Source organism: Dellaglioa sp. BT-FLS60 (assembly GCF_054941065.1).
The window spans coordinates 112,360-125,149 of record NZ_JBSOLI010000035.1 but is presented as its reverse complement, the minus strand read 5'-3'; the positions used below and the strand labels follow the sequence as shown (position 1 = coordinate 125,149).

General features: G+C 31.8%; 13 protein-coding genes. 5 read left to right on the top strand and 8 right to left on the bottom strand.

The annotated features are described in order from the left end of the window. Positions 1–178: 178 nt before the first annotated feature. Both ACVQ8P_RS07060 and ACVQ8P_RS07055 read right to left on the bottom strand, forming a co-directional pair. Positions 179–2,131 (bottom strand): glycoside hydrolase family 127 protein, encoded by a 1,953-nt coding sequence (locus ACVQ8P_RS07060; RefSeq protein WP_462298509.1) that lies wholly within the window; start codon positions 2,129–2,131, stop codon positions 179–181. A gap of 34 nt (positions 2,132–2,165) precedes the next feature. Beyond that, on the bottom strand, positions 2,166–3,503 hold the full coding sequence (locus ACVQ8P_RS07055; RefSeq protein WP_462298508.1) for an MFS transporter: 1,338 nt from the start codon (positions 3,501–3,503) through the stop codon (positions 2,166–2,168). Between the two features lie 191 nt (positions 3,504–3,694). Between ACVQ8P_RS07055 and ACVQ8P_RS07050 the strand changes: the two genes are divergently transcribed. Both ACVQ8P_RS07050 and ACVQ8P_RS07045 read left to right on the top strand, forming a co-directional pair. Continuing rightward, positions 3,695–4,540: a helix-turn-helix domain-containing protein gene (locus ACVQ8P_RS07050; protein ID WP_462298507.1), complete on the top strand. Its 846-nt coding sequence runs from the start codon at positions 3,695–3,697 to the stop codon at positions 4,538–4,540. 54 nt (positions 4,541–4,594) lie between these two features. After that, a complete protein-coding gene (locus tag ACVQ8P_RS07045) occupies positions 4,595–5,470 on the top strand; it encodes an ROK family protein (protein ID WP_462298506.1) in 876 nt (291 codons plus the stop codon). A gap of 463 nt (positions 5,471–5,933) precedes the next feature. On the opposite strand, the gene ACVQ8P_RS07040 is transcribed toward ACVQ8P_RS07045, so the two are convergent. From ACVQ8P_RS07040 to rpmH, 6 genes are all read right to left on the bottom strand, one after another. Further along, complete coding sequence (locus ACVQ8P_RS07040) at positions 5,934–6,128, bottom strand: PspC domain-containing protein (RefSeq protein WP_462298505.1); 195 nt, start codon at positions 6,126–6,128, stop codon at positions 5,934–5,936. Between the two features lie 116 nt (positions 6,129–6,244). Then, positions 6,245–7,135, bottom strand: a complete 891-nt coding sequence (locus ACVQ8P_RS07035; protein ID WP_462298554.1) for an IS3 family transposase — start codon at positions 7,133–7,135, stop codon at positions 6,245–6,247. Then, entirely contained in the window at positions 7,090–7,473 is a 384-nt protein-coding gene (locus tag ACVQ8P_RS07030) for a helix-turn-helix domain-containing protein (protein WP_462298504.1), read from the bottom strand. Before ACVQ8P_RS07030 ends, ACVQ8P_RS07035 begins: the two co-directional genes overlap by 46 nt. Before the next feature lie 185 nt (positions 7,474–7,658). Further along, positions 7,659–8,498, bottom strand: coding sequence for a membrane protein insertase YidC (yidC, locus tag ACVQ8P_RS07025; RefSeq protein WP_462298503.1), 840 nt, complete (start codon positions 8,496–8,498; stop codon positions 7,659–7,661). Between the two features lie 22 nt (positions 8,499–8,520). Then, positions 8,521–8,859, bottom strand: coding sequence for a ribonuclease P protein component (rnpA, locus tag ACVQ8P_RS07020; protein WP_462298502.1), 339 nt, complete (start codon positions 8,857–8,859; stop codon positions 8,521–8,523). Between the two features lie 64 nt (positions 8,860–8,923). Beyond that, positions 8,924–9,058, bottom strand: a complete 135-nt coding sequence (rpmH, locus tag ACVQ8P_RS07015; protein ID WP_057974157.1) for a 50S ribosomal protein L34 — start codon at positions 9,056–9,058, stop codon at positions 8,924–8,926. A 509-nt stretch (positions 9,059–9,567) separates the two neighbouring features. Here rpmH and dnaA point away from each other — a divergent pair. From dnaA to yaaA, 3 genes are all read left to right on the top strand, one after another. Continuing rightward, on the top strand, positions 9,568–10,920 hold the full coding sequence (gene dnaA / locus ACVQ8P_RS07010; RefSeq protein WP_462298501.1) for a chromosomal replication initiator protein DnaA: 1,353 nt from the start codon (positions 9,568–9,570) through the stop codon (positions 10,918–10,920). 169 nt (positions 10,921–11,089) lie between these two features. Continuing rightward, the gene (gene dnaN, locus ACVQ8P_RS07005) at positions 11,090–12,229 is read left to right on the top strand and encodes a DNA polymerase III subunit beta (RefSeq protein ID WP_462298500.1); all 1,140 of its coding nucleotides are present in this window, start codon (positions 11,090–11,092) and stop codon (positions 12,227–12,229) included. Positions 12,230–12,554: 325 nt separating this feature from the next. Continuing rightward, entirely contained in the window at positions 12,555–12,782 is a 228-nt protein-coding gene (gene yaaA / locus ACVQ8P_RS07000; protein ID WP_462298499.1) for a S4 domain-containing protein YaaA, read from the top strand. The last annotated feature ends 8 nt before the right edge of the window (positions 12,783–12,790 follow it).

Below are 12,790 nucleotides of genomic sequence, written 5' to 3'. Positions count from 1 at the left end.
GGGTAACTGATTATAATTTTTCAGGAATTAAAAAAATGGTTTGTATAAATTCGGTTAAATACCGAATTTATACAAACCAGAAAACTGCTTAACGTTTAATCCAATATTTAGGATTTACTTTCTTAGAACTGTTTATTCATTCAAACGTCTAACTATTTTATTTTGTCTCATTATTGGATTATTTATTATATACATTTTGCCAAACAGACATTTGTCCATCTTTTCTATTTGCCCAAGCATAATATGGAATCATCGTTACTTTATCATTCAAAAATTCATTTTTATCACTCTCATAATACAAATCGTTCGTTCTATCAACAATTTTTAATGCATCAATTTGTATTACAGCTATTCCTCCTAATAAATTTTGCTCAAATTTTACTTTTCGTTGTCCGTCAACTTTTAAATTAATTTTCCATAAGTCTGTATCATTATCTTCTTGCTCTGAGCAATAGACAAGCGGACCTCTTTGTACACCCACTTTGTTTATATTATATCTAACATTAGAATTTGATTTCATTATTTTAATACTAAAATCTAAATTTAATTCTATCTCAGTATCTTCTAAATCGATTGGAATATAAACATATCCATTTTCAACACTTACATTTGTTTCCTTTTTATTAATTTTAACAGTAAATTTATTTTCTGACCATTTAGGAATTCTAATACCAAAATTAAAATCATTATTTTTTTTGTTTGATATATTGAAATTTATTTTACCATCCCAAGGGTAATTATTAGTCTGTTTAATCTTAACTCCATTAGTAAACGTTGTATCATTTGCTATAAATTGATCAGATAAAATATAATTATTTTCTACTTTATATATATATTGGTCAATAGAAGCTATCAATCTTGCAATATTACTTGGACAACAAGCAACACCAAACCATTCAGCACGCCTTGTAATCGCATGTTCTCTAGATGGGTTGAATTTTGAAATTACCGGATCAGCTTCAAGTGGATTTACATAGAAAAAATGCGTACCGTCTAGCGAGAGACCACTAAGAGCTCCATTAAATATTTCTTTTTCTAAAATATCACCATATTCTCCATTTGATTCCAGTTCTAACATTTGACGTGCAAAAAAGCTCATCCCCACTGAAGCGCATGTTTCACCATACATAGTATCATTAGGTAAATCATAATCAGTTGTAAATTTTTCTCCAATATTTGTTGACCCAATTCCACCAGTTACATACATCCTTTTGTTTACAATATTCTTCCATATACGTTTGCACGTATCTAATAATTTTTTATTATTTGTTAATCTTGCAGTATGTGCCATCCCTGTACACAAATAAACAACTCTTACCGCATGGCCCTGTAATGTTTGCTGTTCATTTAACGGTCCTGATGCTTGTAAGTATTCACTTGTTATACTTTCCATTCCTGCAATCAAATCGTTATCAATGCCATCTTCTTGATTTTGCTTTTGAAAAAATAAAGGATCTTGTCCACGTTGATTAATAAAAAAATCAGCAAGTTTTAAATAACGTTCAATTTTAGTAACTTCATAAAGTTTTGTTAATGCCAGCTCGATTTCCGGATGACCATCTACTCCTGGAATTTGGCCTTCCTTTAATCCGAAATATTTATCAATACAATCAGCCATTTTTAAAGCAACCTTCAAAGACTTTTCATTACCTGTTACTTCATAATATGCAACGGCCGCTTCAATATAATGTCCCATGCTATATAATTCATGTGACTGAGACAATCGTTTAAATTTTCTTTCAGGTTCTTCTATTTGAAAATATGTAACTAAATATCCGTCATCATCTTGGGCATCATAAATTAAATCTACTACATCATCTGTTATTATTTTTAGTTTATCATCAGGATGATACTTTAAAGTAAATGCTGCAGCTTCTAGCCATTTATATACATCTGTATCTTGAAATGTATATCCCACATGATGTCCATTTTGACGCTTTGCAGCTATTTTAAGATTAGCGATTGCATGACTTTTTTCAGAACCTAATTCCGGACCACCAGGCTCTTTTTCAATTTTTATTTCTGCAGAATCATTAATAACATTCCATTGATAAGGTATGACTTTTTCAGGAATTAATTCCCGATACCTATTCCAAAATTTTGAAGTTATATCAATAGTTTTAATTTTCATTTTATATCTCCTTCTGAAAAATATTTCAGTTATATCATCTATTAGCTAATTCTTTTTTGATTTCTGGTTCCATTTTTTCATATTTAAAATAAAATAACATTATAAATCCAGAAATTGCATACACAATAACTGGTAACCAAATAAAACAAAATTTAATTGCTTCAAGTGAGGCCGCACTCTGTGATTGATTTGCAACATACCCAGCTGCAGCCATAATTTTAGTCGGGATAAAAGTTCCAAACCCTGATCCAAGTTGAATACAGAATGCGCTACCAACAGCAGTTAAAAAGCCAGATGCTCTAATCCCCGTTTTCCACTCGCCAAAATCTACTGTATCAGCTAACATTGCAAACGGCATAGCGCAAGCAAGCGAAGCACCAAAAATCCCAATAATCCAAGCAGCTATTATCAACGTTAAATTATTTCCAGCGACTGCCATCATGACTTGACCAAAAGCACCGACAGCTAAACCAATTAACATTGCCATTGTTTTATTTGTTATTTTCACAACAAAAGGAATTGCAATTGTTGCTATAATTCCTAAAATTTGTAATCCATTAAATACTGATGTTAATTGTTCGTTACCTAAATAATACTTAGCATAATAAATAGAAATACTATTTCTATCCGCTTGGGCAATCCAATAAACAACAAAAGCCATAACAAGAATATACCATGGGTAATTACCAACTGTTGCTTTTAAGCTTGACTTAAATGGTATTGGCTTAGTTATAGATACATTTCTTTCTCTCAAATTTTTAAATGCAGTAAACAATAAAATTACTGCTAAAACTCCAAAAATTGCCACCGTAATCATAAATCCTTTTTTATCATTCCCATTTCCAAAAAAAGCAACTAAAGGTAAACAAAAGGTACTAGTTATAAATGCTCCAATTTGTCCACCAGACATTCTGAAAGAATTAGCACTTATTCTTCCTTCAGAGTCTGAAGTTAAACTTGGTAATATTGCTGTAATAGGGGTTTGAATTCCAGTATATATTACCCCTGCTGCCAGAATATAAGTAACTCCTGCATAAATTACTTTAGCATTTCCAGACAAACTTGGCGCTGTAAATGCTAAAAAAGTTGCAAAAGCGAACGGTATTGCTAACCATAAAAAATATGGTCTACTTTGTCCCCATTTTGTATGCGTATGATCAACAATTGAACCCCAAACAGGAGCACTAATTGCATCAACTACCCTAGCAATCAATAAAATAAATCCAGCGCTTGCAACTGATAATTTGAACACATCAGTATAAAAATATAAAATATAACTTGAAATTGTAACATAAAGTAAATTTCCGGCCATATCAGTAAACGAATAACTAATTTTTTCACGTAAAGAAAGTTTTTCTTGCTTTTTATCCATAATTATTATCTCCTCTGTAGTTTTTTTATGATTGCTAATGCAATTCAAATATATAGCTAAAAATACTAAAATTTATATAGCGCCTATAAATTTAATACTTCTACATCATTGTAATCGCTTGCATTTTTTTAATAAACCCCTAAAATATATAAATAGGTACACAAATCCAATATGAAGAAAGGGGGAGCTAAATGTTTTTCACTTTTAACCTTAAAAATCCTTTGATTTTAAATAAAATTGAAATATATACATCAAGTAATTCTTTAAATCTTCCAAATAAAATGTCAGGAAAATTTGCTTTAATTATTATTGAAAATGGAGATGTACTTGTTTCATTAAATAGCACAAAACAACTACTTACTAAACAGAATTGGATAATATTTCAAGATAAATGTAACTCTTTAAAATTGTCTAGACCTAGCTCTGATTTAGTTTTTACCACAATTCATTTTAATACCAATAATTTAGTTTCTTTTTCTTATTCACCGGCAACAAGTACGCAAAACTCCTATAATTTAATTATTCCTCAATTTGGTAAATTCAAAAAGGAAGAAAAAATTCATTTACTCATTAAGGAAATTATTAACGCCTATTCAAGCAATTTACAATTTAATTTAAATCTCAATTATCTAACCTCAAGCTTACTAATTAATTTACATAATCAGTATATAGAGATGCTTTCCGACAGTACTTATTCAGTAACACCAGCAAAATTCGATTGGATTATAAATTGGGTAACCACTAACATCGAAAAACCAATGACTATTAATGAAATTGCAGATAAATTTGAAATGACTCCCTCCTACTTAACTTTTTTATTTAATAAATATCAAGGAATTTCTACAATTAAATTTATTCATGCACTAAAATTATCTAAATCCAAGGATTTACTTCTAAGTACGAATCTTACCATTTCTGAAATATCTTTTTATTTAAGTTTTAACAGTAGTAAATATTTTATGCGACTTTTTAAACAAGAAAATGGAATCACACCGACACAGTTTAGAAATATGTATGCTAACTCTTTTATAAATTAATAAAACGTTTAGAAAAATATTATTGATTTTTATCTCAAAAATGGAGGTGCCATCATGCTTTTTGGCAGTATTGAAGGCGGAGGAACTAAATTTATTTGCGCAGTTGGAAATGATAGTTATCAAATCGAGGATATTACTTACTTTCCAACTGAACAGCCAGAAAAAACTTTAAAAAAAATTGTTGAATACTTTAAAAAATTTGATATATCAGCATTAGGAATTGCTTCCTTTGGTCCTATAGAACTAAGAAAAGGATCAACCAAGTATGGATATATTACCACTAGCCCTAAATTAGGTTGGCAAAATACTGATATGCTAGGATACTTTAAAGCTCACTTCAATATTCCAATCAGTTGGAATACCGATGTTAATGGATCTGCTTATGGAGAATTTATAATATCTCGACTTTCTAATGAATCAATAAACTCTCTTGTTTACTACACAATTGGTGATGGCGTTGGGGCTGGCATAGTTGATAATGGTAATTTTATAGGTGATATTGGTCATCCTGAAATGGGACATGTTCCAGTAAAACGTCATCATCAGGATCTTAAATTTAAAGGAATTTGTCCTTACCATTCTGATTGTCTCGAAGGGCTAGTATCTAGTCCAACTTTTGAAGCAAGACTTGGAAAACGTAGTACAGATGTCTCTGTTAATGACCCTATCTGGGAGATAATGGCCTATTATGTTGCACAAGCATTTGTTCAGACTACTTTAACATGTAGACCAGGAGAAATTATTTTAGGTGGCAGTGTACCAAATCCTGAATTTATCACTAAAATTAAAAATAATTTTATGACTCTTATAAATGGTTACATTCCAATTTTCAATATAGATGAATATATAAAGACTCCATCTATAAAAAGAAATGAATCAGCAACTATTGGTAATTTTGCTCTTGCTAAAAAATTACTTAATCAATTATAATTAAAGGTCTATTAATTGTAATTGATTAAAATATTAAATTTACCGAAACTTTTATTAAAAGAGACTATGACATAAGTCTCTAAATTAAAACTGGTGTTTGAAAACTAAAAAGTTTTCAAACACCAGTTTTTTTTGTACAATTATAAATAAAAAGAGTATCGATAGACCCCAATACTCTAACATAACTTATCCTCGAAAGGACATTTAAAATGCAAAATAAGAATACCCTAAAGCTAAAGAACAAAAGTTACTTTCAGAACTAAAATAATGAAGGCTTCTTTGCATTTCAATCGATTTTCAAGTGCCGTGGGGCTTTACAAAGGACGCTGGAATTGTAATTATGGCTTTAAAAATCTTAAAATTTGTTACATTAAGGAATAGCTTTCTTTTTTTGAGGTCACTTATGTCACGAGCTCTCAATGACAATTTTCACCAATAACAGTTGACAAAGAACCTTTTTATATTATCTATTGCTAGAAGTACTTGGCATAATTAAAGCACAAAGAATGTAAACTAAAATACCAGGAAACGCAACACTCACAACGCTCAAGATGATATAACCTATTCTTGTTATTGTTGGATCCCAGTTAAAGTACTCAGCAATACCACCAACAACCCCTGCAATAACTCTATCATTTGATTTTGTTAATTTTTTCACCTTAATAACCTCCCTGTTATTACTTTTCTTAATTATAACTAAAATAAAAAACCAAATCTACTAAATGAGATTTGGTTTGAAGTGCCCCAATAAAGTTAGACAAAAATATTAATATGTTAGTTCAAAGTGTGACACCTGTAAGTTTCTCTATATTCTACAGGTGTCATTCCTTTTTTATTTAAAGAAATTCTTTCATTATTATACCAGTTAATATAATCTGCCATTTTTTCTTTTAAATCTGTAATGGAAACGATAGTTTCTCTATTCAAACATTCTCTTTTTAGTAAACTAAAAAAACTTTCAATTGGTGCGTTATCTAAACAATTTCCTTTACGTGACATACTTTGAATGATTCCCATACCACATAGCTTTTTTTGGAAATTTTTGTTCTGGTACATAAACCCTTGGTCCGAATGTAGTATCGAATTGTCATTATAATTTTTTAATCCATTTAGCGTATCGTTGATTAATTTCAAATCTGGATGAACACTAACTTGATAGGACACAATTTCTTTACTACCCTGATCGATAATCGCGGAGATGTATCCCCAGCCCTGTTCAGTTTTAATTTGTGTAACATCGGTATGAAATATCTCTAATGGTTTTGTGGCTTTAAACGTTTGCTTGAGTAAATTACGAGCTACGTGACCGACGGTCCCTTTATATGAATTATATCTGGAATTATGCTTGTTGTACAAAGTTACCTTTAATCCTAATTGCGTCATTAGTGATCTGATAGTTTCTTTACAGTAATTAAACCCATTTTTAAGAGATAAGAACCAAATTCTTCTATAACCGTAGGTTAGCTTACTCTTGTTAAATATTTCACGAATAAAGTGCTTAATATCAGTATATTTATCAAGCTTAGATAGGTGCTTTAAATGATAGTAATAAGTTGACCGTCTTAAATCGCACATGGACAATAAGCTATCTAATGGATAATCATGCCGTAGTTCGTAAACTACTTGGAACTTTTGTTTTCCACTTTTCGAACTACGGCATTGAATTTTTTTAAGATATCACGTTCCATTTTTACTAACTGAAGTTCGTTTTCAAGTTCTTCTATTTTTTTATTTTTATTATTGTCTTTAATTTTATACTTCTTTTTTTTATTTATCATGATGGACTGTCTCTTTTCTAATGCTTTTAAGCCAACTATACCGTGTTTTTGATAAATACTGAACCATCTTTGGAAAGTTGAAGGAGATATTAAAAAATGAGAAGCAATTTTATTAGGTCCTAATCCTGTATTTAATGCATATTTAATGACTTCTAATTTAAATTTAATAGGTTGATGCTGTCGTGATACATGGTGCAACCCAATATACCCATGTTCTTCAACCAAGCAAACCCAATATTTAATATTTTGTGCCGAAACATTAAATATTGGGTTTTGTAACTATAAGATGAACTTAAGTATAAGCTCACCATTTTAGATTTAAAATCTATTTCATATTTTGTCATAAAAAACACCCCAATAAAGTTAGATTTTTAAGTCCAACTTTATTGGGGCACTTCAGTTTCAGACACTTATTTTTTATTACGGCCTTTATAGGCTTTCTTTTTTGCTTTTTGAATAGCTTGGACTTTTTCTTTTTCAAGACGAACTTTTTCTTCACGTTCACGCGTAATTTTGAACGGATTGTTAATCATTAACGTTTGTCCAACTGAAAATGCATTTGTTATAACCCAGTACAATGACAAAGCTGATGGTAAATTGATAGCTGTAACAAGAATCATTACTGGCGTACCATAAACCATGATTGATGACATTGAATTAGCTTCTGGTTGGGCCATAACACCCAATTTAGAAACAAAGTAAGTTAAAATTGCAGCCAAAATAGGTAAGATGAAGTACGGATCTTTATCACCAAGTTGTAACCACAAAAATTCACCTGTTTTTAAAACATTAGTTCTTAAAATAGCCTGATAAAGAGCAAGTAAAATTGGCATTTGCACTAATAATGGTAAACATCCAGCAACTGGATTAATACCTGCTTCTGCATACAATTTTTGTTGTTCTTCACGTAATTTTTGGACAGTTGCAGCATCTTTACCAGAATGCTTAGCTTGAAGTGCCTTCAATTGAGGTTGTACTTCAGCTGTTTTACGCATACTTCTTGTTTGGTAAATCATTAATGGTAACAAAATAACCCTAATAATTATGGTAAAGATGATAATACCAACACCATAGTTTCCACCAAATAATTTTGAAAGGAAAATAATCGCTCTAGAGAAACTAAGGATAATACCACCATCCCAGATTCCTGTACTATTTTCCGTTATTGGCGTTGTACTACATCCTGCTAGGACCAACATCAACCCTAACATACTGAATAGGACTAAAAATCGCTTACTCTTCTTTTTCACAAGAATACCCTCGCTCACTTTATTAGTCTAAAATCTTAGCTATTTTTAAAACATGCATCATTTGTTTTTTTGATTCTTCTTGCGACAACCAAGCAACAGATGGTCTAGCAATAACCAAAAAATCACAATCTTGTTTAAGATCTGGTTTCAATTCTAATAACGATTGACGAATACGACGCTTAACCCAATTACGGGCAACCGCATTCCCAATACGCTTTCCAACTGAAATTCCGACTCTAAAATGAGCTTGTCCCGGTTTTTCCATCATATAAATAACATATTTCCGGTTCGCACAAGATTGACCCTTTTTAAAGACGGTTTGAAACTCTGCTTCCTTTTTAACGCGATATGATTTTCTCATGTAATATCTCCAGTTAATTAGGTTCTGTATCTTTGTAATAAAAAAAACCACTGAAATCAGTGGTCTATGCAGACAATACTTTTCTACCTTTACGGCGTCTACGTGCTAAGACGTTACGGCCGCCTTTTGTACTCATGCGTTTACGGAAACCATGGACACGTTCACGGTGACGTTTTTTAGGTTGGTATGTTCTTTTCATAATTTAGGCACCTCCTTAAATACTTAATGTTTCAACTAATCAGTATCTCAACAAAACAAGACACCAGTGATGTCAATTTCACTTACCGGAATATAATACCATACTTCTTTCTTCTATGAAAGAAAATTATGAGAATTATCTATAAATTAGTTATCCACATTTTCAAAGGATTTATTTTTTTCTTGTGGATGACTTGTGAAACACATCTCACGTTCCACAGTTCGGGTCACAGCCTTTTTCACAATAAACAGCCTGTTAATAAGTTATACACACCCTTAACTATTAATTGTTAACAACTCTTTAAAAAGCTATTAAATCAACGCTTACATTCCTACCTTTTTTGTGGATAACTGGTTGCTATTGGGGCTACTGTTTCTTTTTACCCAACCTTGTGGAAAACTTATTAAACCCCTTGTTATTCTTTTTTGCACAATTTTTTAAACCTGTGGAAAACTCCGCTTTAAAATGCTAAACTAGAGTTACGATTTATTTAGACAAGGAGGCTTTTTTTGTTTACTCTCGAAAATTTATGGACTTCACTGACAGATTATTTCAAAACACAACTCAACCCTGTGAGTTATGAAACTTGGATTTCTTCAGCTGAACCAAAGCAATTTATTAATAACGATCTCATTATTGAACTTCCTTCCCAGTTGCACAAAACTTATTGGATTCAACACTTAGCCCCAAAAGTTGTTGCTTTTCTTTATGAAAAAACTGGTGAAGAAATCAATCCTGTACTACAAATAAAGGGTGAATCAACCACTCGAGCTCAAAATAATATGTCTTTAGCAGATGCCACAAAATCTAATAATGATAATGTCCCTACCTTTATGCGTGATGCCAAATTAAATGACAGATACACCTTCAGTACTTTCGTTACCGGAAAAGGTAATCAAATGGCGCACGCTGCTGCTTTAGTTGTTTCTGAAGAACCCGGTCGCTTATACAATCCGCTATTCTTCTATGGTGGCGTTGGATTAGGTAAGACGCATTTGATGCACGCTATTGGTCACCAGATGCTCTTAAATAATCCTGATGCAAAAGTGAAATATGTGACAAGTGAAGCCTTCACAAACGGTTTTATTAATTCACTACGAAATAATACCCCTGAAGCTTTCCGAAAAGAATATCGCAGTGTTGACCTCCTATTAGTAGATGATATTCAATTTTTTGCTGATAAAGAATCAACTCAGGAAGAATTTTTTCATACGTTTAATTCATTATATGATGATAAAAAGCAAATCGTCTTGTCATCAGATCGCTTACCAAATGAAATTCCTAAATTACAAAAACGGTTGATATCTCGCTTTAAATGGGGTCTTTCAGTTGATATTACGCCCCCTGATTTAGAAACTAGAATTGCTATTCTAAGAAATAAATCTGACGCTGAAAATCTTGAGATTCCCGATGATACCTTAAGTTATATTGCCGGACAAATTGATTCAAATATTCGTGAACTTGAAGGGGCTTTAGTTAGAGTTCAAGCTTATGCAACATTATCCAACTCAGAAATAACCACGAGTTTAGCGGCTGATGCCTTAAAAAACTTGAATTTAAACAACAAAGCAAATGAAGTTTCAATTGCTATCGTCCAAGATCGCGTTGCTAAATTTTTCCATGTAACTGTGGGCGATTTAAAGGGCAAGAAACGTGTTAAAGCCATCGTTATGCCACGTCAAATTGCGATGTACTTGAGTCGTGAATTAACTGATAATTCTTTACCTAAAATTGGTTCTGAATTTGGTGGTAAAGATCATACGACCGTTATTCATGCGCATGAAAAAATTGCCGGATTATTGGAAACTGATGACAAACTTCAGCGCCAAATTGCAGACCTTAAGAGCGAACTCAACCAATAATTTATGTGGATATTTGTGGATAAAAGAGCTACTTTACTCACAAGTTATACACATGTGGATGCTTTTATTCATAAGGCTCAACGTATTTCTTAACATGATTAACAGGCCCTACTACTGCTTCTACTCTTTTATTACTTAATTAATAACTAAACTCACCGGAGGTTTTACTATGGAATTTACAATTAATCGTTCAGCATTTATCAAACAATTAACAGATGTTCAGAGAGCCATTTCGTCAAAAACAACGATTCCTATATTAACGGGTATCAAAGTAGTTTTAACTGCTTCAGGTTTACTTTTAACAGGTAGTGATGCAGATGTTTCTATTGAAACATTTTTATCTGTTGAAGATGACGCAAATAATTTAACAATCGAATCAACTGGTGAAATCGTGCTTCCTGCTCGCTTTTTCAGTGAAATTGTTAAGAAGTTACCTCAAGATACATTTTCATTAACCGTAACTGATGGTTATCAAACAGAAATAACTTCAGGATCAGCATCATTTAATATCAATGGCTTGGATGCAAACAATTATCCTCATTTACCAGAAATTGATACTGCTGATAACCTAGTATTTTCAGGTTCAATCTTGAAACAAATTATTAGTCAAACCGTTATTGCGGTTTCTAATCAAGAAAGTCGCCCTATTTTGACTGGTGTCCATTTTGTCATTGAGAATGGTGAATTTTTAGCAGTTGCAACAGATAGTCATCGTCTAAGCCAACGTAAAATTACATTGGCAGGTGCTAATGCTGCTAAGTACGATATCATTATTCCTGGTAAAGCCTTAGTTGAATTATCACGAATGATTGATGATTCAAATCCAGATATTGAAATGCGTATCTCAGAAAACCAAGTTTTATTTATTATTGGTAATACCTCATTCTATTCACGTCTGTTGGAAGGTAATTATCCTGACACAAGCCGCTTAATTCCCAATGAATCAGCAACAGATATTGACTTTAACGCACCAAAATTATTGTCAGCAATTGAACGTGCTTCATTGTTATCACATGAAAGCCGTAATAACGTTGTTAAGCTCGCCATTAATGCTGCTGAACAAAAAGTTGTTATTTATAGTAATTCACCTGATGTTGGTAACGTTGAAGAAGCTTTAGAATTCAGTAACTTATCAGGTAATGATCTTGAAATTTCATTTAATCCCGATTATATGAAAGATGCTTTACGGTCATTTGGTCAGACTGAAATCAAAGTTGCTTTTACGCAACCATTAAGACCCTTTACTTTAGTACCAACTGAAGATACAACTCAATTTATTCAATTAATTACACCCGTTCGAACATTCTAATTATGCGTTAGATTGTTATCATTCATGAAAATGGAGTGAAAATCAGTTTTAATTAACTGTTTTCACTCTCTTTTTTTAGGCAAATTTAGCTTAAAATTTAAATAATGTGGTAAATGTAATTTTTGAGTTTGGTTTAACCCTCAAAAAAGGGATGATAGTTGATTTTAGGCAATTAATTAAAAATATAGCCTTTTTAGTATGTTGAGAGTAAAAGGACTAAATAAAAATTAAATCGCTTAAATCGCCTTATAATGAGATGTGAAATTGTAATTTAGTCACAAAAAAGGTATAATGAAAAAGGAAGAAAATGGAGGTTGACGACGATTTGAAATCAGATATTTATTTAGAAACACCTTATATGATGTTGCAACAAGTCTTGAAATCAGAAACAATTATTAATTCTGGTGGCGAAGCAAAATGGTTTTTACGTGAGAACGAAGTACTCGTGAATGGTGAATTGGAAGACCGACGCGGTCGTAAATTATATCCTGGCGATGTTATTGAAGTCTCAGGTATTGCAATTATTACAATGCATTCAATGGACGAAAAGTAGGCTTATCA